Raw genomic sequence first — 23,123 nt, 5'->3', positions numbered from 1 at the left:
ACTCTCTAGTGGTGTTAATTAATACAGAGACAATGTTTCGATATTTAGATGAAACATTGGTGTTAGATAAAGAATGTCCGAGGACTAATAACCCTATTGAAGGTGGGGTAAACGCACAACTCAGACGTTTATTGCGGTACCATCGAGGGATGTCTGTAGAAAAACGCATAAAAGCGGTCTTTTGGTGGTGTTATTTACACTCACCAAGACCGCTTCCTGCAAAAGAAATACTTAAGGTAATGCCAACTGATGCGAGTATTTCTAAAATATATAGATCTATGAATGAAAGAGCCCAACTTCAAGGCATAATTCCAACTTGGGGGGATGCCATTTCTTGGGGTGATTTGCATAACTATGACAAATTATCTTTCAATGATTGGGATTAAAGTACCAACACGTTTTGTCCTATAACCCTATTTTTCACTTGACATAAATCTATCTTTTTCATATACTATACAAGTACCTGTTACACAACAGAATACATGGAGAGGTGTCCGAGCGGCTGAAGGAGCATGATTGGAAATCATGTGTGCGGTTATCCCGTACCCAGGGTTCAAATCCCTGTCTCTCCGCCATTTTTTAAAGGGGTTCCCTATGATTGCGTATGCTATCGTAGGGGCTTTTTTATTAGGGTTTATCTGCTTTATTGATATTCCTAGATATCGTATGACATCGTCATAATTTCACCCTTTTGCCCCTTTACTGCCCCTTTTTTAGGGCATTCGAAATATAAGGAAATACTAGCCTCACTTAGCATAATACCCTCTTTTCTTGCCCCTTTTTATGGGGTCGGAAAACTCGGCATTACTTTAACCCCATATAATCACCTCTAGCCCTCTCTTGATGATGATCAACATTAAGAGGGGCTTTTATATGTTTGGATATGTCAACAGTATAAGGTGGTGATTTGCCATGTCAGCCAATTCTCTGCCTTTAATTGTCATCATGCTTGAGTATCATATAAAAATAACCTTGGCATTTATTAACAGTTATATGCTTTCCTCTCATCTGCAGGGCGTGCAATTTTTGCACATACTGAATTTGCATCTTTGACCGCATCAGTAAAAAAAGGGGGGGCGTCAATACCGACCCCCTTTTATTGGTCATCATATGTCATCAAACACTTGAGCATTATATAAAAATAACCTTAACATTTATCAACATATATAAGGCTGTCCAGTTAAAGCGCCTCCCCTTATAAGGGTACGAATTAAATACGCCCCCTATTCGAGTTGTTTCAAAATTACACGATGATCAAACGGCCTAGATACAACCTAGCCCCTTTTAACCGCATCACTCACAAGACATAAAATAAGCCCCTACACCTTATAAGGGTGAGGGGTTTAATTCTCAATATCTATCATATGATAACGCCTGCTATTCTATGCGTTTTAGTTATCAATTTTCCATTACTTCCGATAATGTATGCTTATTGGTAGTAAATACGGAAGTAATTTTTCACAAGAACGGCTTAACCATGCGGATAATTAAACATTACTCAAACGCATGTATATTTGAGCTATAATTTTATGTATATCTTGATTGTTTTATACGATTTTATCGGAATAATTATAAAATCTGTGATATTGTATGATAACGTGTGTTATCCCTTGCCATTCTCATTTATTACTATTTGAGCCTGCTCTATCGTAGGTAACTCTAACCCTTTTTCATGAATTGCATCAATGATGCGGGCAACTTTCCGCCGTTCGGGTTCTTTCTTACCTCGTAGATACACATCTATTATATATATAATGTATTCCGCTCGTAAACCATGTAACCCATATACAGCATTTTCAAGCCACCGCTCCATAAATACCAATCTAGCAAATTTACGTTTATTATCCTCTACTTTTGCAAGCGTATCAGATAGATCCCTTTTGGTGCTTGTATGTATTGCTGTATTTCCGTATATGGCCACACCTGCAGGAGCTTTGTAATTGTGAATGATAGCACGTAGTTTTTCAATTTCTATATTAAGATTACTATACCCCTTTAATGTGGCTCTAATTAGCCCCTTAGAGGGATTTTCTTTTATTTTAGGTCTAATCATACTAGGGGTTATATAAATATCGCTCATAGAGGCTTTTTTCTGTGTGCTTTGGCGGGTTTGTTTTTGTAGATACTCCTGCTCCTCTCGATACGCCCTATACTCTTTTGCGTTCATACAGCCCCCTTTTTAACTCGCTCTATTTTGAGCGGGTTCATACACAACTTAGACTTTTTTGTCCGAGTTGCAACCTGCTTAATTCATACCCCGCTATTAAAATGAATGATCATTAGCGTTCAATGTTTCGCCTACAAAATTCGCTATAACCTCGGTGATGTATTTGCTATCGCCCTCTTTAGTTTTATATGAGCGAGTTTGTAAACGACCATTCACAAAGCAAGGGCTACCTTTTCGCAAATTCCCAACGCTTTCGCCTAGCTTTCCCCATGCTACACAATTAATAAAGGCCGTTTGTTCCTTTGTTTCATCGGTAGCACTATCAATATATGTATTAGTGCAGGCTAGTGTAAATGTAGCTACTGCCCTGCCTGTTTTCGTATAACGTACATCGGGGTCTTTTGTTAGATTTCCCAATAGATTAATATTATTCATTTGCGTATACCCCTTTCTCACAAGTACCATTCCGCCTATGCGGGCGAAGTGGTAAATTATAGCTTATTTCTAATACTCACAATGCTCTGTATGTAGTATCTCGAGTGCCAAAACGGTACTTATGACTTTTTTTTAACCAATTTCACAGGTTAAATCTGTTACGTTTTAACCCCCTCTGTGCCTATCTCTGATATTGTATGAAAACACAATAATAGCGTTGTAACATGTGTAACCCCTTTTTTCAACTCATTTCTTATATATATATATATATTTATTTAATTAATTATAGAAAATAGGTTACAAAAGTAACACATGCTATTTTATGAACTTTGTGAGCATTTTTTTAGTCACAAATTTAGTCACATTTTAGATACAAGCGCTATTTTTCAGTTACAAGTTGCCACGCTTTATAAGGATTAGTACTGGCTATTCCCCGAATTGCTTTGTCATTCGTATAACCTAGTGCTTTCATACGCTTACCAAACTCGTGCTTACCTAGCGACTTATACCCGCTCTCTTTCGCCCAATTCTGATATATCAAATATAACTCTCTAGCAAATACGTCCTTTGTGCATTTTAATATATTAATTTCCGCATCAGCACCCAATGCAGAACCATATACAGGGGTTTTCTGTACTTCCCCGTTTTCAATATCCTCTAAAAATTGAGCTACTTGATCATTATCTTTTAAGTATGACTTTGTGAGCGCTACTACTCTAGGCGGTTCAGTAAATGCACCTTGTGAGCGTAAACGCCGTAAGCCCTCTAATGCTCTATTAAGTAATACAGTTAAGCCATTACTATTTACAATCTCCTGCACTATATAAGGGCTTGCGATGCTTGTATTCCTAATGCGATTAATCATAGGGATAACTACAAGTCTATCCTGCATCCCTGTGGATGTATCATAAATACGAGGGATAGAATTGCAACTAAAAAACAGCTTGGCGTGCGGGTTGTAGCTGTACGGCTTACAACCTTTATTCTCTATAACGATTGTATCACCTGTAACAATCTTTTTAATGTTTGATGTACTTAGTATAGAACCGCCGTCTATATCATCGCCGATATTGGCAAATTTCCCCATGATTTCAGCTAATCGGAATTTATTTCCGTCAATATCAATCAACGCAATATTAGATACATTGACCTCGGTTAATAGGCTTGTGAGTAATTGCAAGAATGAGCTTTTACCATTACCGCCCTCACCATACAGAATGAAAAATTTTTGAGCGAATGTATTATTCACAAGACAATAGCCTACTACCTCGTATATAAACCGCATCATTTCCACATCATCTTCTTGACCACCGAATAGATTAAACATAAACGTATCTAGTTGATCATGCTCTGCTATGGCAGGATTATACTCAACGTTTGTCATACGTGTTGTAGTTACTATGCTAGGCGCTTTCTCTAGCACTGCATCATTTTCTACATCATATAACGTATTTCTAAATGCTATGATGTTTGTATCAATAAAAGGCAGTACGTTAGCGTTAGCATTGATATAACGGATAGTATCGTTTATCTTATTTGAGGTTATTTCTAAGTCGCCCACATAATCATAAATAATTTTCTCTAATGGGGCTCTTCCTTTTGTAGTTAAGCCCTCATATACTCCATATTTTGTATTATATCCATATAAAGGAGTTGTTAAGGCATCAATATTATTCATGGTAGGCGTTGCTTTAATGTGTACAATATTACACTGTTCTATAATGAGCCGTCCTAATTTAGAGGGTAGTATCCCCCCTTTTTCATTGGTAAACGCCCATGTATCAATTTTCATTGTTGCTTTTCCCATGTATCCCCCTAATCGTAAAAACTATTAATAAATTCCTGTTGGGCTAATCTATCGGCCTCTTTACGCTTGCGGTCTAAATGCGCTATAACGTGGCGTATCGTAAGTACTCTATAATACATCGGGTTATGTCCTGTATTGCCTACTTGCCATTTATCCCGTTTTGCTAAGGCTGAGAGACAAAATATATCATGCATCTTTTGCGCATCGCCCCTGCACCACATATATAAGATTGAAAGTAAACCCGCATCAGCTCGAGAGGCATCGCCCCCAAAGTCGGATATATCGCCATCATCAAATAGCTTTGTGAATTTATCCCCCTGCCTGCTGTTTTTGATGCGGTTTACAAGCTGTAATACATCTTTTTCATGATATACAGGCTCTAGGCTTATACCATTCAAAGAACCGCCTGCATCGCTCTGGCCATTATCTACATTATGAATTGAAAAGGTATCGAATAGCGTTTGTATGGCATCTTGTCGATATGGAATATACTCACAATTAGCCACGCCCTGTACTCTGTTTCCTGTCATGGTAAAGTATCGCCCTTGTGAGTACATCTCGAACCCTAGAGGGCTATTTTTAACGCTTTGAGGGGTATCACCTTTCACAATGATATGTAACCCTGTACCCGAGGGGCTGTACTCTGTATATGACTCGCATTCAATAAACACCTGCATGGCCAACTCATCCAAAGCCTCATTTTCTACATGGTGATCCAGGTCTATTCCTGTAAAGGGCGTACCGTCAAAATGAAAGCCTAGCCCGTCATATCGTCCTGTTTTGAGTGCATCCATGGCTTGCTTAAATGTACCGCATATACTTTGGCTATTCCCCTGCTTATGCGTTATTGGGCTGTATGGTATCTTGCCTTTTCTCACAAGCCAATTACAGTATTTACGCATTTCAAGCGGTATATTATAATAATGACAAAGGTCTCCCGTATCGCCTTGTGAGTGGCTAGAGGTACCTTGCTTTTTCACGCTCATGATGTTACCCCCATCATGGGCGCTTTTATTTTGCCTATTTTCCATATATCACACCTCTGCAGACTGACACCCCTTATTAAATGCATTTAGTGTTATTATGGACACCAAAGTATATATGTCGATTTCTCCGCTTTCGAATTTACCAATTTGATTTACAGAAAACTCGCCCAACTCGTTATATTCATCTAATGTCAATTTTTCTTTAAGCATGATCTTTCCCCCTATTTTAAACTGCTCAATTTATAAGTGCTAATTTGTATAACTTCCCTGTTTATGATTGCGCCCTATTTAAAATTTGCCATGTCTTTTGATTTTAGAAATTCCATAAATAGCTCAACATTCACAAGAGTTAAATTGTGGCTAATGCGTGTTACACCTGCTTTAAACTCCTCTGTAAGTAGCATCTCATTAATAAATTTGCCTACCGCTGTACGAGATAGGTTAAACAGTAATGTCAGTTGTTTAGGCTGTGCCATGATTGGCGTTACTGTAAATTGTGTTGTTTCTAGCTGTTGCATACAAATTTATCCTTTCCCAAAGAAAAACAATTCATTTATTTAGCCTGTACGGGCGTTTTAAGCATCGTCTTGATAGATTATACCTAAGAATATTTTTATCTATGGTAACATTCACAATACCCGCATCAATTTCGATTTTCCCATAATAATATATGGCCACATTTCGAAACCGAAACGCATTATAAAATATTACGTTACTAGATGAGTATCGGGGTTCGAATGACCCTCTTACATCAAACTATTTAGGAGTACCTACAAAGCCCCCTACCTTGTGAGTGATGCAACCCATAATGGGTAGAGTGTGATTATATGATTGAGTTAAATCGGCTATAGGTTGTTATACTCACAAGATGATGCGAACTAGTCAGCTCTTTCAAATAGGTTAGATGCATGCACCCCTAAAGCATCGGCAATTTTAACACATGTTGACGGTATAACAGGCTTGCCATGATACACCTTAAAAATAGTCTTACTTGAAAGCCCTGTACGCTTTTGCAATGTGGTATAGGATGCACCATTTTCTAATAATGCTTTTTCTAACGCTTTAATATTTGTTTTGAATTTCATGTATTTAACTCACTCCTTTTTATATTTTGTCGTCTATTTATGTAGTGATATTACTACATTTTTCATTTTTATAATACGCTTGTATTTTACATAAGTCAATATATTTTTTACTTTTTATTGCTTTTTTGTAGTAATATCGCTACAATATAAATGAGGTGATTATATGATAAAAAGCAATTTAAACGTAAAACTAGCGGAAAATAATTTAAAAATTTCAAAGGTATTCAACGATACTGGCATCAGTAGATCAACACTAACTACGCTCGCAACAGGAGAACCAAAAGGCATCCAGTTAGAAACGATAAATACCCTTTGTAAATATTTAAATATTACGCCTGGCGAACTATTTATTTATGCTCCTATAGATATAACTGTTACAATTACTGATATTGAAGTTCTTAAAGAAGATTATTCAAGCTCTTTAGATATAGATAGTCAGTTGTCAACAGTAAACAAATCAAGGCTACATGGGACAATGTATTTAAATGTTGAAACTAAAAACAATAAATATAGCTTAGAATGTACACTGACCATGAGTACAACTAAGAACTATTTAAATATAGATGTTACACCGTTAGAAAGTGACAATAATTACGCTTTCTTTATGTTTGATTATGGCGAATTGCCTAGAGAATTAGAAATTCAGCTATCTACAACAATCGGAACAAAAATAAAAGAGCTACTGGATAACACACCAGTAAAGGAATTAGGATTATTAAATATGAATGATGATATATATCCTATATTCGAAAAGCCGAGCGTTATATTTAATTTATAAAGTTTTCCGCCAATACAGAAAGGCGGTTCATTATGTGGGTAGAAACACTCACAAATAGCAAGGGTACACGCTATAAGTATTGTGAGCGGTACGAGCTACCGAATGGCGATACTCGCAAGGTATCCATAACGCTAAACAGTAACAGCGCCTATGCACGCAAGCAAGCGAACATAGAACTACAAAACAAAATTAAAGATGTAATAAAAGAATTACACCTAGACCCTAATATAACGATGTATGAGGTCGCTCAATTATGGTTAGAACATACTGAGCCTACAGTAAAGATATCTACTCATTTACATCACAAGTTATATATTAAAAAGATTTTTACCTATATTGATACTAGTATCCCTATTGTGAAAGTAACACCTATCATGATTGAAAACATGGCTTATAGCGTGTACTACAAAGAGGGACTATCGTATTCATACGCTAAATCATTACTCACAATCACTAGGGCTATATTTAAGCATGCTAAACGTAGACGGCTTATTAAAGATATTCATGAAATAGAGGATATCACCATAAAGAAAAAGCCTTTTAGTCATACTGATATAGCCAAAAAGAAAAATAAATTTCTTGATGCGGGTGAACTTAAAAGCGTACTAGCTCAACTCACAAAGATAGCCCCTAGAATAGCCCTGCTCATCGAATTTATGAGTTTAACGGGCTTACGCATAGGTGAATTATTGGCATTGCGGTATTGTGATTATGACAAAGAAAAAGCCACCATAAATATAAATGGTACATTACAGTACTATTATAAAAATGGTAGCGATATAAAGCGGGGAACGCCTAAAAATATATATTCAGTTAGAGATGTAACCCTTGATACTAGATGCGTTAAAATACTAAACTCGATCATAACAGATAACAAACGCCAATCATTATGGTTTAAGGGCTACGAGGAACAGGGCTATATATTTACGGCGAAACGTGGCAACCCCTATGACATGCAATATATCAACAAGATATTAAAGCAGGTACATATAGAGGGTAAACACCTAACAACTCATATTTTTAGACATACGCATATTAGCATATTGGCTGAGTTAGGCGTACCGTTAAAAGCTATCATGCAACGAGTTGGCCACAATGACCCCGCCACTACGTTGAGCATTTATACGCATGTAACGCAACAAATGAAAGATGATATCGTAGAGAAATTAAATAGCCGTAACAGTTAAGCCTGCCCCTTTACTGCCCCTTTGTGAATACTAGCACTCACAAATACAGTAATTAAGCTAATTATTAGCTCTATTTATTGTCTCTCCGCCATAGTAAGAGCAGTGCTTAAGCACTGCTTTTTTATTTATATCTATACAAAAAGGCTATTCGAATTTAATTCTGATATGTACCCCCTTTACTGGTTGTCCAGTAAAGGGGGTACATATCATTCGAATAGCCTTTTATATTATATGTATTTCACCATATTAATTATGGATTTTCTTAGCAATATCACCGATGATCTCAGGTGTCGTTCTGCAGCAGCCACCAATGATTTCAGCCCCCGCCTTACGCCATACATCTACGTAGTCTACAAAGGATGCTGGATCACCGTACCAAGTCTTAGTTTTACTATCATAGCTTTCACCAAGATTTGGATATACCGCAATAGGTTTGTCCGTAACGGTACGAATATCCTTAATCAGGGACTCTACATATTCAGGTTTAGTACAATTGATACCAATACCTGTTACAGGACGAACCTTATCAATCATTTCAGCACATTTAATAATAGTCTCCCCACTAGCTACATGATGTTCATCCTTACAAGCAAAGGCAATCCACGCAGGAATCCCTTTTGATGTAAAAGGATCGGACATAGCACGAGCAATAGCAATGGCCTCGTCATAAGATGGTATCGTCTCAAAGGATAATATATCTGGATTCTCTTCCGCGAACAATGCTAACCGAGGGATATGGAATACCTCAAGGTATTCTGTTTGTACATCAGGATATCCACGGTATTCAGATCCGTCAGCCAAAAAGGCCCCATAAGGACCTACAGAGGCCGCTACCAACGGTTTAGGCAATGCGCCTTCAGAAAAATACTTAACTCCATCCGGAGTCTCTTCACCAAGTGTAATGCCCCGTAACGTAAGTGCTCCGCTAGCCTTAGCCTCTAAGAACTCATTACGAGCTTGAACGGCTAGGCGAACAGATAATTTAACGAGCTCTATCGCCTCTTCTGTACCATAGCCTAAGCCTTTAAAACCCGCTACAGTAGCTTGATAACCAGAACTTTGAATGATGTCTGCTCCAACAGCTAAGTACGCAATGTGTATTTTTTTGATAACATCAGGCTGTTCCATGAGAACTTTTGCGGACCACAGCTTATGCTGAATATTACAACCATAACGCTCTAATTCAGTCCCTAAAGCCCCATCTAAGACGAGGGCGCCCTTATCCTTAATAATATCTAAAAATGCACTTCGTTTAGCCATCATATCACCCATTCTAAAGCCTCTTACAACTTGAGGCTTACCAAGCGTATTATATCAAATAACACGTTTCAGTACTATCTACAAACTATTTTAATACCTCTGCTGGCGGTTCTTTACCAAACCATTTTTTATAAATCTCAGCATATTTACCATTTGCTTTAATCTTTGCTAGACCATCGTTAATTTTAGTAAGGACCTCTGTATTACCTTTTTTCACAGCAATACCAAGTGGTGCCGCATCATAGTCTTCTCCAGTGACTTTTGCGATACCTTTACCCTTCCCATTAACATAATATTCGTTTACCGGTGTATCGTTAATAACTACATCGACACCTTTATTTTGTAGTTCTAAAAAGGCATCAACGATGATATTAAACTGGCGTACATCAGCATTTTGAATCTTGCTAGCAATCTCTGCACCCGTAGAACCAATAGATACACCAATGCGCTTGCCTTCTAGATCCTTAAAGCTATTAATATTTGTGTTATCTATATTAACAACGAGACCATTACCTGCAATATAGTATGGTTTACTAAAATCAACAGATTTTGCTCTATCTTCAGAAATGGTCATATCAGAAATAGCAATGTCGATGGTATTACTTTGTAACGCTGGTAACAGCGCATCAAAGTTCAAGTTTTGAATATCCGCTTCAATACCTTCTTCTTTTGCAATAGCATTGATAATATCGATATCAAAACCTGCTAACTTGCCACTATCTTTATCTTTAAAGCCAAATGGTGCATAGGTCGCATCAGTACCGACGCGCCATGTCTTTTGACTCGTAACTGTATTGCCACAACCAGCGATAAACAAGCTGCTAGCAATGGTGAAAGCTCCTAACAGAGCTGCGATTTTCTTAAACTTCATACTTCCCCCTCATTTTAAATCTTCTCTTAATGGAAAGAAACTTATCTTCTATAAATAACAGGCGTATATAAAAATCAAATAATACCTTTACTGATATTGTAATAGTATTATGATAACATTCGATATAGTTAAGGTCAATTATTCCAATCATATAAATAGGTTTTAATTCACATAGTTTTTAGTTATATCAAAAAAATTTCCTACCTATATAAAAAGACCGCCTTCACCAAGCATAGATAAAACTTGGTAAAGGCGGTAGTTATTACGTTTTTTACGTTTTTTACGCTTTTTACGCTTTTTTAGCTTTTACGTACATAGCTACTTTGTACAAGAATGCACAAAGTAATAAGTACATTACGATACTGAGGTATGTTGCTTCTGGAGTTTCAACCCAAGCTTCTGCAAATACATCAACACCTACAATACGGAGCACCGCACTGAACAAGGAACCAATAGCGCCGCCAGCTACGAGACCGGAGGCAATTGTACTACCTTGAGCGAAGCGAAGATCTGCCAACGCTTTATCTTTTGTACTATTTTGTACGAAGTATGCAATCAAACCACCGATAAGTAATGGTGTGTTGATTTCCATTGGCAAGTACGTACCAAGAGCAAATGCCAAAGGTGGAACTTTTACCATCCACAAGATAATAGCAAATAATGCACCAGCCATGTATAGAGGCCATTGAGCACTACCACCAGTCATCATTGGCTCAATGATAGCAGCCATAGCGTTTGCTTGTGGAGCATTTAATGCATGGTCTCCTACGAAGCCATATGCATCGTTCAAGAGAATCATAACGCCTACAGAAAGGACGGCACAAAGAACGGTACCAACGATTTGCCATTGTTCCATTTTCTTAGGTGTAGCACCTGTCATATGAGCTACTTTAAGCTCAGACATGAAGTTACCAGCCATACCGATAGTTGTACCGATGAAGGATGCCATCATTAGGACTGCAATCATGCCTACTTTACCAGTCATACCTGCAGCTGTTAAGCATACAGCGGAGATGATAATCATAAAGATTGTCATACCAGATACTGGTTCTGTACCTGTATAAGCGATAGAGCTAATACCTACTACAGATAATAGGAAGGACATAATCAGAACAATTAAGAATGCTACCACTGTTTGACTGAAAGTTTCAGCATACATAAAGTGGAAGTATGCAGCGAATAGAACTGTACATAACAAGATGCCAGCACCAATCCAAGATGTAGGAACGTCACGTTGTGTACGAAGTAAATGAACATCAGTCGTTTTAGAGCTAAAGATATCAAGCACCGCATTTTTAACAACGCTAGCTACAACTTTAGACATATTGAGTAGACCGATGATACCTGCCATAGCAAGCATACCGATACCAATATGACGAACATAATCAAGGAACACCTTACGAATTGGAGCCTCTGCTAAAGGAACAGCTTGACCTCCAATTTGCATGATATGTTCAGGAGCTAAATAGTACACGATTGGAATACATACGAACCAAGAGAAGAAGGAGCCTGCTGCGATAATCGCTGCATAGCGAAGACCTGTAAAGTAACCAAGACCGAGCAATGCTGCGTCAGTATCTACGGCTGCAGTCAATTTAGTTTGATCAGCAAGAGCCGTGCCCCATTTAAAGGTAGTAGTACGAATAACTTCTTCCCACCAGCCTAAACTATTAAGAATGAAGTCATACACAAGAGCAATGAGACCGGAGCCAATCATCAGCTTTGCTTTGCTACCTTCATTACTCATCAATACTTCTGCAGCAGCACGACCACCTGGGAACGGATACACATAGTGCATTTCCTCAACGAAGTAGCGACGGAACATAACGCATAATAAAACACCTAAAACGCCGCCAAGGATGATAGGAATCGCCATTTGCACAAAGGATACATCCGTAACATTCCAAATGTACAGAGCTGGCAAGAAGAACATAGCGCCCGCTAATGTGTTCGTACTAGAACTAGCGATAGCCTGAATGTGAACCGTTTCAGCAAAAGCATTCTTACGTTTCAAGATAACTGCTGTACCCATTGCAAGTACAGATACTGGTGCAAAGGCATCTACTGTTTGACCAATTTTCAAACATAGATAACCTACGGCCAGTGTGAAAATTGCCGCATAGAATAGGCCCCAGAATACTACATATGAGTTAATCTCTACGTAATCCTTCTTAGGATCTAATACCGGTTCTACGGGCGGAATTGAACGAGTTTCGTCCGACATAGTAAAACCTCCTAACATAAAAAAGTACAAACGTATAACTATTCACCTTTATACTAACATGGTACTATGCATGGTTCAATGGTTTTCTATGCATTATGCGAATAAAATATCGCTTCATCTATAAATAATTGTTTTGCAATTTTATCGCCCCTGTTCTACAATGAAAGTAAATCAAGAATCGCTATATGTAACAGTATTGAATACTGCCATGTATAACAGGTATGTTTACTTACGAGGAGGCTTTATTATGGAATCAATGGTTGAACGTTTTGTCCGCTACACAAGTATAAACACACGCTCTAACGAGGAAAGCACTACTATTCCTAGTACACAATCACAAGTAGATTTTGCAACGAACGTACTCGTGCCCGACTTAAAAGCAATCGGCTTGGACGAAGTTATTTACAATCGTGAAAACGGCTTTGTCATCGGTACACTCAATGCTAATACGGACGAAAAAGCCCCTGCTATCGGCTTCATTGCTCATATGGACACAGCTGATTACAATGCAGAAAACATCAAGCCTCGCATCGTAGAAAACTACGATGGCGGTGATATTTGCCTTAACGAAGAACATCAAATTTTTACCCGTCGTGCAGACTTCCCTAATCTAAAAAATTATATTGGTAAATCCTTAGTTGTAACAGATGGCCTTACTTTACTCGGTGGTGACGATAAAGCTGGTATCTGCGAAATTATGGAAGCCCTCGCCTACCTTGTAGCTCATCCAGAAATCAAACACGGCAAAATCATGTGTGCCTTCGGTCCAGACGAAGAAATCGGTACTGGTGCAGATCACTTTGATGTTAAACAATTCCCTGTAGACTATGCTTACACTATCGATGGTGAAAGCCTCGGTCAGCTTGAATACGAAACATTTAATGCCGCAGGTGGTACCGTTATCCTTAAAGGTGTATCGGTTCATACAGGCACTGCCAAAGGCATCATGATTAACTGTGCAAAATTAGCTATGCAATTTGATGCTTTACTACCAGGTGCTGCCGTTCCGGAACACACCTGTGGACGCCAAGGGTTCTTCATGCTTATGAGCATGGAAACCCAAGTAGACACTGGTAAAATGAATTACATCATCCGCGACCACGATAAAGAATTATTTGAAGCAAAAAAAGCATTCTTCTTGCAAGCAGGTCAAACATTAAACGATATTTACAGCCGTGAAGTCTGTGAAGTATCTGTAAAAGACCAATATTACAACATGTACGATGTTATCAAAGATAATATGGAATGTGTTAACGTAGCTAAAGCAGCTATGGAAAAAGCTGGCATCACTCCTCTTTGCGATCCTATCCGTGGCGGTACAGATGGCTCTAAAATCTCCTTCATGGGCATTCCTACACCAAATATCTTTACAGGCGTAGAAAACCTACACGGTCGACATGAATTTGCATGTATCGATGACATGAAAAAAGCTGTTGAAGTTATCGTAAACATCGTTAATATTGAGAAATAATAGGTTACGATGTAATTTCTCATACACCTATACTACTAGATGGTATTTGAAGGATATTTAAATACTAAACTAGTAGTATAGAATACAATGGAATACTAAGATACCATAACAATAAAAAGGACTATACGAGATATCTCGTATAGTCCTTTTTATTGTTATGTGATTATAAGTAATATAGCTAATGTTATGCTAATTTTCCATTATGTTTACGATTTCTAATTTGTTCTTCTTCAGCGCGAGCTTTCAAAGAAAGATCTTTTTCAGTACCTACATAACGGCCATAGAGGAAATAATAAGCAACGAATGCTAGAAGTGCTACTACAACAGTAACATGGAACATACTTGTATAACCAACCGCCTCTTTAATAGCACCTAAAATGTATGGACCAAAACCTAAGCCCATATCTAAGGCAATGAAGTATGTAGATGTGGCAACACCAATGCGGTGAACAGGAACGATTTTAACAGTTACTGCTTGACCGTTTGACATAAATGTACCGTAACCAAGACCAACAAACACAGCAGATAAGAGTATAAGCCATGTAGAGTGAGCGATGGACAACAAGAAAATACCAAGTGCTAAAGATATGAAGCAAGGGTAAAGAACGAAGTTTTCCCCTTTCATATCAAATACAATACCAAGTAATGGTCTTGTTATCGTAATAACTACAGCATATACAACGAAGAAGAATGTACCTGCTAAGATAAGGTTTAAATCTTTTGTATAAGCGGCCATAAAGCCGATAACACCAGAGTATGCAAAACCTACTAGTATAGAAACAAGACTAATAGAATTCATACGTGGTTCGATATAATCAGAAATTTTAATGCCTTTATGTTCTTCAGAATCAATATCGAGCTTAGGTTCATCAAATTTCATGATAACGGAACCGATACCACAAAGAATGATAAGAGCAACACAGAAGGCGATGATAAAGTCATAGCCAAGGCTATGAAGCATCAAAATACCTAAAAACGGACCTACTGCAGCGGCAAGAGATGTAGACAAACCATAGTAGTTAATCCCTTCACCACGACGTGACATTGGAATAATAGAGGCTACGATTGTACTTGTAGCTGTAGATGTAATACCGTAAGCAAAACCATTTAAGAAACGAACACTGTCGAGCATCAATAAATTAGGTGTGTAGAAGTACATAGCTGTTGAAATCAAGTAAATCAACAAACCTAAGTACAACATCTTACGACAGCCTAAGCTACTAATAAACCGCCCTGCTAACAAACGAGCAACAACAGTACCAATAATATAAATACCAACGGCCAAGCCAGCTTGACTTGCTGTGGCATGAAGATTATCCTTTGCTACTACCGCAATAATAACGATTAATAAATAATAAATCAAAAATACTAAGAAATTAATCAAAGTATCGAGGACAAAGGATCTTGTCCATAAGGCCTCTTTAGCCTTATCCATAATATCAACTCCATTTTCCAAAATGATTGTCAACCAATTCGTGACAACGGTTAATTATAGACCTCTCATTTCAAAAAACAAGAATTAAAATGTTATATATCTTATAAATATTTTTTATAACAATAGACATAACACAATATCATTTCTACTTTTTATCATTTTTAAATCTTATATAAATTTACGATAATAAAACACCCTTAACAGTTAATAGCGAGTTCAAAAGACTCAACTTCAACCATTAAAGGTGTCATTCTTAGATGTATTTAGTTTTAATCTATTTAGTTGTTAAACCACAAGCCTTAAAGAAATTTTTATAGGCTTCAGCCTTTTTGGCAAGGCTTAATGGATATGCACGAGATGTAGATGGCAATCGTGTTAACGTCAATTCACGACCGTTAAACACAAAGGGAATTGTCTCCCCTGTTTTAGGTAGTTTAACCTTTTCTGGCAAAAGGCTTAACAAAATTTCTGTGGCCTTACCACCGGTGGTACCAATATGTTTACAGTGTGGAATTCGGTCCAATACCTCTGCAAGCGGTACAGGTTCAACGACCTTAAGAAATGCATCCGATGCATTGCCCTTTTCACGTATAGCTTTCAAAACAGTAGGACAAGAAGCAATCCCCGCTTCAGATAAGAACGCTTTGATCTTATCCGCATCAAAGGCTTTTTCCTCACCTTTTCTAAAGTATTCCTTATCGTCAAAGAATACTAAGCCATACACGCGCCACATATCATTTTGAAAGTTAGGATAATGAAAATCCATAGAACGCTTTTCGGAAGTTGGTGGGAATGTCCCCATCATCATTACCGTCGTATTCTTTGGTAAGAATGGCGGAAATGGTCTCGTTTCAATTGTTTCTGCCACAGAGCATCAACTCCTTTCACAATCTATTATGAACTCAACTTTCACCATAACAAATGAACTATGTCACAGTTGATAACAAATGAATCAGATCACTGCTGGCGAATTTAATCCATCCTATAAATGCCTAACACTCAAATACTAACCATTATTGACCGATTGGCTGAGATACCAAGGTATTGATATGGTCAAAGCCAAGTGGTGTTGGAGATACGAGGTACAAGCATACTACTGCAGCCACGGCAAAACCAATCGCTAAGTAGGAGAAGCTGCCATTGCGAGGGAATTCATATAAGCCAAAGAGGCGAATGCCTACGGCAGCACCGATAGCGGTAATCAAAGAAGGAATAGAGAAAATATTATAGAGACCAAATACTACCACGAGACCTGCATAACCACCCACTACAGTAATCATAGGCAACATGCGATCCATAGGATTTGGAATAGAACGGGTAAGAGCAGCTGGATAGTAAGATGCCTCTACACCAAACATGCCTAAGAACAGATTAAAGTCAGCCCAAATAGTTTCCCAAGGACCTCTAAAGGCATCTCGATGCTTGCCTGCGTACCAAGCAAAGCCTGTAATGATTAAAATCGCCAAGCCCGCACAGATGAAGTAGTAGTCACCAGGAATTTTAGGACCTGCATAAGCGCCTACCGCTGTGACTACAGCACTCAAGATAGATGTGACAACGACACGGTGTAAACGAGGTCGTTTATTTTCAGGAATGCGTTTATATACTGTAGCTAGCAATTCTAATACGAAGCAGGCCATAAAAATGGCAATACCTGCTGCAGGTACAAAGAATGCAGCAACCAAACTCAAAATAAAGGGAATGCACAAGCGCCATTTCGGGAATAACACAAGATCTTTATAATCCAAGCGAACATCTTGTGTTTCCATAGTAAAGTTGTTGTACACTACAAAGAGCAACATAAAGGCGATTACATCAACGGCAGTGGCACCCCAAATTAATAATGTAGGCACTATAACCATCGACAAAGCGACACCAGAGACGCGAGATAAACCAGCGGCCGCTAAGCCCAGTAATAAAAACGGTATTAAAGCAGAGATAATTTCGAACATAATAATCCTCCCATCATTGTATAAATTTAAGTATATAGTATCTACTACACTACATCAAGGAGAGATATATTTTTTCATAGCTAATCGTTTTCGTACTGCGGTGGCAGAACAGCCCATCACCTGTGCAATCTTAGCCACCCCATACCCTTGAGCGCGGAGATTTTTAATCTTATTTTCGTCTAAATCTAGAGTATTGGCCCGTATTTCTATGCCTCGGTCGCGCAAATACATTGCCACTGTAGAGCCACGAACGCCATAGGCTAAACCGATATCATCGGTGCTCATGTGGTGCTGCATATATAAATAAGCCATCTCCTCTACTCGTTGAGATTTACGAGCCTTAGGTGTCATAGAAACACCCATATGTCGCAACACATGGTGCACCTTCCAACGAGATACGCCATACATTCGAGCAATAGCATCTGTACTATTCCCACTTTTATAGGCCCTACAAATGCGCACTACATCTACAGATACATTTTTACTCGATCGCTGGCAAACTAAACCATATTCTCTCATTCGGCTTGCCATGGTCGTAGTGGACACATCATACCGCTTTGCCAAGGAATGTAGGGACCACTTTCCTGTCTCATACAAGGCCTGTACGTGAACCATATTAATTTCCTTTTTAAGAGGCCGCCGCTCAATATCGTACGCTTTCATACGGCGCATAATAGTATCTACACTGCACTGAAAATAGTCTGCCACATCGCGAACACTCCACTGCTTCTCTACATATAATTGCTCTAATAACTGTTTTGGTATAACGCGCACATTACGATACATAACATCACCTTTCCTTATGGACGAACTCCCTTCCCTATTATTGTGAAAGTTCCATCAAGAAAAGACAATACAAAAAAGGTTCCTAATAGTCACATAGGTGACCAATAGAAACCTCTTTCAATATGTAATTATATGCACCGCATACGATAGGTGTAATTCTAGTTGCTATCACAATATCTGTGCACAAACCATCAATATATCTATGTACTAACTAATTACCAGTCCATTTATTATACTGATATTTTAACTAGCGATATCTTCGCTCAAGGGCTTTAGGCTTACCTAAAATAATAGACCACTTCATCCCCTCTTTTAGAGCATGATTAGATTTACGACTGCGAGTCGAGGTTACAGCTGGAGCAGTTATAACGCCCACCTTTTCAACAAGGACACGACCCTCTTTAGATGCTTTATCTCGTTTAAACTCGGCTAATCGCTCATTTAGAGGAGCCTCTGTAACAGTCTCACGGTCTAAGCGAGTCGTATTCTTCGTATAGCTTGATGAGCTACTAGTGCGTTTCTTAGGTAAAACCTCAAGATCTTGTTGAGTTGCTGTAGCAGGTGTAGACACATCATCTTTCGGACGATTTTCAAATGATGTGTTATCTACTGTAAGGATTGAGTCCTGCGATGAAGGTTCTTCAACCTTACGTTCTATGGAGATGCCGTATTCGCGTTCCATATCCTCCCAAGTCATTCCGGAACTTGAACTTTCATAGCTTTCATACTCATCAGATTCTTCGTTATTCTTGCCTCTTATAATAGAAAAAGCAACATAGGCGATGATACCTAAAACAATGATAGGGTTATGCGAAAAGACGGATAGCACTGTAGACAAAATAGAGTCCATAGCTACTCCTATTCACTATCTGCTAAGTTTTCACGCATTTTAGTGTCTGCAATAATATTGTTCATATTGTAGTAATCCATAACGCCAAGATTACCGTTTCTGAAAGCTTCTGCCAATGCTTTAGGAACTTCAGCTTGTGCTTCCACAACCTTAGCTTGCATATCTTGTGTTTTCGCACGCATTTCTTGTTCTGTCGCAACAGCCATTGCACGGCGTTCTTCGGCACGAGCTTGAGCGATTTTCTTATCTGCTTCCGCTTGGTCAGTTTGCAATTGAGCACCAATGTTGCGCCCTACGTCAACGTCAGCAATATCAATGGATAAGATTTCGAATGCAGTACCTGCATCAAGCCCTTTCCCCAATACAGTACGAGAGATATGATCTGGATTTTCTAGTACATCTGTATGCTCTTCAGAGGAACCTACAGTCGTTACGATACCTTCACCAACACGGGCGATAATAGTAGCTTCACCAGCACCACCAACAAGGCGGTCAATATTAGCACGTACCGTTACACGAGCACGAACCTTGAGTTCGATACCATTTTTTGCTACTGCAGAGATAATTGGTGTTTCGATCACTTTAGGATTAACGGACATTTGTACTGCTTCCAATACATCGCGACCTGCAAGGTCGATAGCTGCAGAACGTTCAAACGTCAAAGGAATAGATGCGCGCTCAGCGGCAATCAATGCATCTACGACGCGGTCAACGTCACCACCTGCAAGGTAATGCGCTTCTAGCTGATTTACGTTTACATCAAGGCCTGCTTTATTAGCTTTAATCAAAGGCATTACGATTTGGGATGGATTTACACGACGCAAGCGCATACCTACGAGTGTAAAGATACCAACATTAACGCCCGCTGCAAGAGCAGATACCCAAAGGCCTAATGGCACAATATACAAGAACACCATAATCCCAATCAGTAGAATGGGAATCAAAATTAAAATACCTACATCCATAATAACCTCCATTATATACGACGATGTGGTGAAAGCTTAATCGCGCTTTCTAACAATATTGCGGCCGCCTACAACACGCAGTACCACAATCGGTGAACCGGCATCGATGAAGTCCCCTTCGGTTACAACATCTACCAAATTACCATCAATTTTAGCAATACCTGCAGGGCGCAGTGTAGTATGAGCTACCCCCTCTTTACCAGCTAAGTCCTCTAATACATCATTAGATACATAGCCAGCCTTGGTCGTAGACCGTTGCCCTAAGGTAAATAATTTGCCTATCCAAGTCTTTTCAAAGTGATTAAAGAACACGATGATAAGGACAATTAGTAAGGCCGTTAATCCTAGTACTGCATACAGCGCTACCGTTCCTTCTCCAAGAGCTACAAAAACACCCCAAAGGAAAACACAATAACCAATGAGTCCCAAAATACCGCCTGGAACAACGAGCTCCACGGCCATTAGGGCAATCCCTACAGCCATCCATACTAAAAACTCCATAGGCCCTCCTCTCTATAATTAATTTTATACAACTTATATACTCATTATACAATATTAAAAATAATTTATAAAGATTCTATAGTACCAACTTTCATGGTATTAAAAGAGCTAGTACTTACATCTCTTTTTCTCCTATAAAACTATTGTATCTTGATACTTTAAGGAGTTTCAATCATTCAATCTGTTAACCGTTATTTTTGGGATCTAACCTTAATAACATAGCATTAATGGCGACGATGACTGTTGACACAGACATTAGGACTGCTCCTAATGCAGGGCTTAATGTGATACCAATAGGAGCCAAAATTCCTGCAGCTAGAGGGATAGCTATAAAGTTATAACCGGCTCCCCAAAAGAGATTTTGTTTCATTTTACGAGTTGTTTTGTGTGCTAATTCAATAAATGATTCAATATCTCCTGGATCAGATTGAGTCAAGATGACATCAGCTGAATCCAACGCCACTTGAGTTCCTGCACCGACCGCTATTCCAACATCTGCCAAGGCAAGAGAAGGAGCATCATTGATACCGTCACCTACCATGATAACTTTTTTTCCTTCTTCTTTAAGTGTTTTTACTAACTCATATTTGTCTTGTGGAGATTGATTTGATCTATATTCAATCTCTAAATATTCTGCCACGCCTTGAGCTGCTTTTTCATTGTCACCTGTTGCCATAATTGGTTGAATATTGTTATTTTTAAGAACTTTAATTAACTCTTTGCTTGTTGGTTTTAATTCATCCCCTAAAGCTACAGCACCAATAGCATCATCGTTTTCTACTAAGACACTGAGAGTTGCTCCTTTTGGAATATCCATATCCAGATTACGTCCGTAGGCTTTTTGACTGATTAATTGGTAACGGTGTCCACCTGCTTTACCCTCTACTCCAGCACCGGAAATCACATCAATAGAATCAAAAGATGCTGGACGTATATTTTGCTGCTCGGCGAAACTTATAATTGATTGAGCAATTGGGTGACTAGATCCTCCTTCAACACCTGCCAATAAGGCAATGATTTCCTCTTTCTTATATTTGTTATTAAAAAGTTCAACGTCTAATACTTTAAACTCACCAGTTGTTAAAGTACCTGTTTTATCTAAAATCATCACATCTGCATCTTGAGCTATTTCTAAGGCTTGGCGGTCTTTCACCAGTAACCCACGACTGGCTCCTAAGCTTGTGCTACGGGCGGTGACCAATGGAATAGCCAGACCTAATGCATGTGGGCAAGCTATAACTAAGGTCGTGATAGCAAAGGTAACTGCCGTTGGGATATCTCCAATAATCATCCACACTACAAAAGCTATTAGTGCGACAATGACCGCAATATAGAAGAGCCATCCTGCAACCTTTTGAGCAATATTTTCTGCTCTGGAAGGCTGACTTTGAGCTTGGCTAATTAAAGTCTGTACTTGAGAGATAAAGGATTGATCACCTGTCTCAAGCACTTTAATATAAAGTACCCCTTCTCCATTTGTTGAGCCTCCGATTACTTCATCGCCAGGGCCTTTTTTTTACTGCTTTTGACTCCCCAGTTAGAAGAGCTTCATTTACACGTGATTCGCCACGCTCGATAATCCCGTCTGCTGGCACATTTTCTCCGGCTTGAACACGAATTAAATCACCTATCTTTAAGTCAGCAACTGGTCGTGTTTCAATTGAATCGTCTTCTAATACAACGTGAGCATCTTTCGGCACTAACTTAGCCAATGCTGCTTGTGCGTCTCCTGCTTCTCCAATAGCTTTCATCTCAATCCAGTGACCTAATAGCATGATTAATAGTAATGAAGCAAATTCAAAGAAAAAGTCCATCACATGTTCACCCGTTACGTAGGTGATGATCACAGCATAAATACTGTATAAATATGAAGCACTTAAACCTAAAGAAACTAGAGTCATCATTCCAGGTTCTTTTTGTTTAAATTCGTCAACTGCGCCTTGATAGAATGGACGTCCACCATAAATAATTAATATAGTAGATAAAATAGCTACTACAATATCAGAATACGAAAAAGTAAACTGGAATGGTAGTTCAAATCCATACATAGGAGATAAGAGCATAATAACGATTCCTAGTGGCAATGACTTTAAGAAAAGTTCCTTAAAGCTTCCGTGATGATGGTGGTCATGCCCTCTGTGCCCACTGTGATCATGACCCGCATGATGGTCGTGATGTTGATCCTTATGGTGCCCACTGTGGTCATGACCAGTATGATGGTCGTGATGTTGATCCTTATGGTGCCCGCTGTGATCATGCCCAGCATGATGGTCGTGATGTTGATCCTTATGGTCTCCATGTTCATCTGTGATTCCATGCTCGTGTTTTAACTTATCCATGTCGTCATAATCATGGTGATTATG

At 38.7% G+C, this 23,123-nt stretch carries 20 protein-coding genes, 1 tRNA gene and 2 pseudogenes; 5 read left to right on the top strand and 18 right to left on the bottom strand.

The genetic code is table 11. The features are described 5' to 3' along the window. Positions 1-386 (top strand): annotated as a pseudogene (locus VEHSUH06_RS03465) (IS256 family transposase); the annotation flags it as partial. Between the two features lie 98 nt (positions 387-484). Beyond that, positions 485-575 (top strand) — tRNA-Ser (locus tag VEHSUH06_RS03460). A gap of 1,028 nt (positions 576-1,603) precedes the next feature. Here VEHSUH06_RS03460 and VEHSUH06_RS03455 read toward each other — a convergent pair. The 7 genes from VEHSUH06_RS03455 to VEHSUH06_RS03430 all read right to left on the bottom strand — a co-directional run bounded on the left by VEHSUH06_RS03455 (position 1,604) and on the right by VEHSUH06_RS03430 (position 6,480). Beyond that, positions 1,604-2,167: a hypothetical protein gene (locus VEHSUH06_RS03455; protein ID WP_105097772.1), complete on the bottom strand. Its 564-nt coding sequence runs from the start codon at positions 2,165-2,167 to the stop codon at positions 1,604-1,606. Between the two features lie 96 nt (positions 2,168-2,263). Next, a complete protein-coding gene (locus VEHSUH06_RS03450) occupies positions 2,264-2,602 on the bottom strand; it encodes a single-stranded DNA-binding protein (protein ID WP_105097771.1) in 339 nt (112 codons plus the stop codon). Positions 2,603-2,981: 379 nt separating this feature from the next. Further along, entirely contained in the window at positions 2,982-4,409 is a 1,428-nt protein-coding gene (locus VEHSUH06_RS03445; RefSeq protein WP_105097770.1) for a phage/plasmid primase, P4 family, read from the bottom strand. Positions 4,410-4,417: 8 nt separating this feature from the next. Beyond that, positions 4,418-5,395: a hypothetical protein gene (locus VEHSUH06_RS03440; protein WP_146251394.1), complete on the bottom strand. Its 978-nt coding sequence runs from the start codon at positions 5,393-5,395 to the stop codon at positions 4,418-4,420. Positions 5,396-5,443: 48 nt separating this feature from the next. After that, positions 5,444-5,605, bottom strand: a complete 162-nt coding sequence (locus VEHSUH06_RS10700; protein ID WP_158251712.1) for a hypothetical protein — start codon at positions 5,603-5,605, stop codon at positions 5,444-5,446. Positions 5,606-5,679: 74 nt separating this feature from the next. Continuing rightward, a complete protein-coding gene (locus VEHSUH06_RS03435; protein ID WP_105097768.1) occupies positions 5,680-5,913 on the bottom strand; it encodes a hypothetical protein in 234 nt (77 codons plus the stop codon). A gap of 360 nt (positions 5,914-6,273) precedes the next feature. After that, positions 6,274-6,480 (bottom strand): helix-turn-helix transcriptional regulator, encoded by a 207-nt coding sequence (locus tag VEHSUH06_RS03430; RefSeq protein ID WP_105097767.1) that lies wholly within the window; start codon positions 6,478-6,480, stop codon positions 6,274-6,276. Positions 6,481-6,643: 163 nt separating this feature from the next. On the opposite strand from VEHSUH06_RS03430, the gene VEHSUH06_RS03425 reads away from it, so the two are divergent. Both VEHSUH06_RS03425 and VEHSUH06_RS03420 read left to right on the top strand, forming a co-directional pair. Next, positions 6,644-7,258 carry a helix-turn-helix transcriptional regulator gene (locus tag VEHSUH06_RS03425; protein WP_105097766.1) on the top strand — a complete coding sequence of 205 codons (615 nt, stop codon included), beginning with the start codon at positions 6,644-6,646 and terminating at the stop codon, positions 7,256-7,258. Between the two features lie 32 nt (positions 7,259-7,290). Continuing rightward, positions 7,291-8,445 carry a site-specific integrase gene (locus VEHSUH06_RS03420; RefSeq protein WP_105097765.1) on the top strand — a complete coding sequence of 385 codons (1,155 nt, stop codon included), beginning with the start codon at positions 7,291-7,293 and terminating at the stop codon, positions 8,443-8,445. 246 nt (positions 8,446-8,691) lie between these two features. Here the strand turns inward: VEHSUH06_RS03420 and mmuM are convergent, their stop codons facing one another. The 3 genes from mmuM to VEHSUH06_RS03405 all read right to left on the bottom strand — a co-directional run bounded on the left by mmuM (position 8,692) and on the right by VEHSUH06_RS03405 (position 12,800). Then, entirely contained in the window at positions 8,692-9,705 is a 1,014-nt protein-coding gene (gene mmuM, locus VEHSUH06_RS03415) for a homocysteine S-methyltransferase (protein ID WP_199179722.1), read from the bottom strand. A gap of 85 nt (positions 9,706-9,790) precedes the next feature. Further along, positions 9,791-10,576, bottom strand: coding sequence for a basic amino acid ABC transporter substrate-binding protein (locus VEHSUH06_RS03410; RefSeq protein ID WP_054748105.1), 786 nt, complete (start codon positions 10,574-10,576; stop codon positions 9,791-9,793). 289 nt (positions 10,577-10,865) lie between these two features. After that, positions 10,866-12,800 (bottom strand): OPT family oligopeptide transporter, encoded by a 1,935-nt coding sequence (locus VEHSUH06_RS03405; protein WP_105097763.1) that lies wholly within the window; start codon positions 12,798-12,800, stop codon positions 10,866-10,868. Positions 12,801-13,047: 247 nt separating this feature from the next. Between VEHSUH06_RS03405 and pepT the strand changes: the two genes are divergently transcribed. Then, positions 13,048-14,271: a peptidase T gene (gene pepT / locus VEHSUH06_RS03400; protein ID WP_105097762.1), complete on the top strand. Its 1,224-nt coding sequence runs from the start codon at positions 13,048-13,050 to the stop codon at positions 14,269-14,271. A 184-nt stretch (positions 14,272-14,455) separates the two neighbouring features. On the opposite strand, the gene VEHSUH06_RS03395 is transcribed toward pepT, so the two are convergent. The 8 genes and pseudogenes from VEHSUH06_RS03395 to VEHSUH06_RS03360 all read right to left on the bottom strand — a co-directional run bounded on the left by VEHSUH06_RS03395 (position 14,456) and on the right by VEHSUH06_RS03360 (position 23,072). Continuing rightward, complete coding sequence (locus VEHSUH06_RS03395) at positions 14,456-15,706, bottom strand: MFS transporter (RefSeq protein ID WP_105097761.1); 1,251 nt, start codon at positions 15,704-15,706, stop codon at positions 14,456-14,458. A 274-nt stretch (positions 15,707-15,980) separates the two neighbouring features. Then, a complete protein-coding gene (locus VEHSUH06_RS03390) occupies positions 15,981-16,574 on the bottom strand; it encodes a DNA glycosylase (RefSeq protein ID WP_105097760.1) in 594 nt (197 codons plus the stop codon). Positions 16,575-16,719: 145 nt separating this feature from the next. Continuing rightward, complete coding sequence (locus VEHSUH06_RS03385) at positions 16,720-17,658, bottom strand: hypothetical protein (RefSeq protein WP_105097759.1); 939 nt, start codon at positions 17,656-17,658, stop codon at positions 16,720-16,722. A gap of 54 nt (positions 17,659-17,712) precedes the next feature. After that, a complete protein-coding gene (locus VEHSUH06_RS03380; RefSeq protein WP_009351895.1) occupies positions 17,713-18,444 on the bottom strand; it encodes a hypothetical protein in 732 nt (243 codons plus the stop codon). Positions 18,445-18,691: 247 nt separating this feature from the next. After that, a complete protein-coding gene (locus VEHSUH06_RS03375; protein WP_105097758.1) occupies positions 18,692-19,294 on the bottom strand; it encodes a hypothetical protein in 603 nt (200 codons plus the stop codon). A gap of 8 nt (positions 19,295-19,302) precedes the next feature. Further along, complete coding sequence (floA, locus tag VEHSUH06_RS03370) at positions 19,303-20,259, bottom strand: flotillin-like protein FloA (protein WP_105090174.1); 957 nt, start codon at positions 20,257-20,259, stop codon at positions 19,303-19,305. Positions 20,260-20,295: 36 nt separating this feature from the next. After that, positions 20,296-20,760 (bottom strand): NfeD family protein, encoded by a 465-nt coding sequence (locus tag VEHSUH06_RS03365; protein WP_105097757.1) that lies wholly within the window; start codon positions 20,758-20,760, stop codon positions 20,296-20,298. 184 nt (positions 20,761-20,944) lie between these two features. After that, positions 20,945-23,072 (bottom strand): annotated as a pseudogene (locus tag VEHSUH06_RS03360) (heavy metal translocating P-type ATPase). Between the last annotated feature and the right edge of the window lie 51 nt (positions 23,073-23,123).

This window comes from Veillonella sp. S13053-19 (assembly GCF_002959835.1).
GTDB classification, from domain to species: Bacteria; Bacillota; Negativicutes; order Veillonellales; family Veillonellaceae; genus Veillonella; species Veillonella rogosae.
Note: the sequence above shows the minus strand (reverse complement) of the source record. Positions and strands in the feature narration are given on the sequence as shown.

Coding starts and splice junctions, on each gene's coding strand:
- VEHSUH06_RS03445 (WP_105097770.1), bottom strand. CDS start 4,409: ATGGGAAAAGCAACAATGAAAATTGATACATGGGCGTTTACCAATGAA.
- VEHSUH06_RS03410 (WP_054748105.1), bottom strand. CDS start 10,576: ATGAAGTTTAAGAAAATCGCAGCTCTGTTAGGAGCTTTCACCATTGCT.
- VEHSUH06_RS03430 (WP_105097767.1), bottom strand. CDS start 6,480: ATGAAATTCAAAACAAATATTAAAGCGTTAGAAAAAGCATTATTAGAA.
- pepT (WP_105097762.1), top strand. CDS start 13,048: ATGGAATCAATGGTTGAACGTTTTGTCCGCTACACAAGTATAAACACA.
- mmuM (WP_199179722.1), bottom strand. CDS start 9,705: ATGGCTAAACGAAGTGCATTTTTAGATATTATTAAGGATAAGGGCGCC.
- VEHSUH06_RS03385 (WP_105097759.1), bottom strand. CDS start 17,658: ATGTTCGAAATTATCTCTGCTTTAATACCGTTTTTATTACTGGGCTTA.
- VEHSUH06_RS03395 (WP_105097761.1), bottom strand. CDS start 15,706: ATGGATAAGGCTAAAGAGGCCTTATGGACAAGATCCTTTGTCCTCGAT.
- VEHSUH06_RS03440 (WP_146251394.1), bottom strand. CDS start 5,395: ATGAGCGTGAAAAAGCAAGGTACCTCTAGCCACTCACAAGGCGATACG.
- VEHSUH06_RS10700 (WP_158251712.1), bottom strand. CDS start 5,605: ATGCTTAAAGAAAAATTGACATTAGATGAATATAACGAGTTGGGCGAG.
- VEHSUH06_RS03450 (WP_105097771.1), bottom strand. CDS start 2,602: ATGAATAATATTAATCTATTGGGAAATCTAACAAAAGACCCCGATGTA.
- VEHSUH06_RS03380 (WP_009351895.1), bottom strand. CDS start 18,444: ATGTATCGTAATGTGCGCGTTATACCAAAACAGTTATTAGAGCAATTA.
- VEHSUH06_RS03375 (WP_105097758.1), bottom strand. CDS start 19,294: ATGGACTCTATTTTGTCTACAGTGCTATCCGTCTTTTCGCATAACCCT.
- VEHSUH06_RS03420 (WP_105097765.1), top strand. CDS start 7,291: ATGTGGGTAGAAACACTCACAAATAGCAAGGGTACACGCTATAAGTAT.
- VEHSUH06_RS03425 (WP_105097766.1), top strand. CDS start 6,644: ATGATAAAAAGCAATTTAAACGTAAAACTAGCGGAAAATAATTTAAAA.
- VEHSUH06_RS03365 (WP_105097757.1), bottom strand. CDS start 20,760: ATGGAGTTTTTAGTATGGATGGCTGTAGGGATTGCCCTAATGGCCGTG.
- VEHSUH06_RS03455 (WP_105097772.1), bottom strand. CDS start 2,167: ATGAACGCAAAAGAGTATAGGGCGTATCGAGAGGAGCAGGAGTATCTA.
- floA (WP_105090174.1), bottom strand. CDS start 20,259: ATGGATGTAGGTATTTTAATTTTGATTCCCATTCTACTGATTGGGATT.
- VEHSUH06_RS03405 (WP_105097763.1), bottom strand. CDS start 12,800: ATGTCGGACGAAACTCGTTCAATTCCGCCCGTAGAACCGGTATTAGAT.
- VEHSUH06_RS03435 (WP_105097768.1), bottom strand. CDS start 5,913: ATGCAACAGCTAGAAACAACACAATTTACAGTAACGCCAATCATGGCA.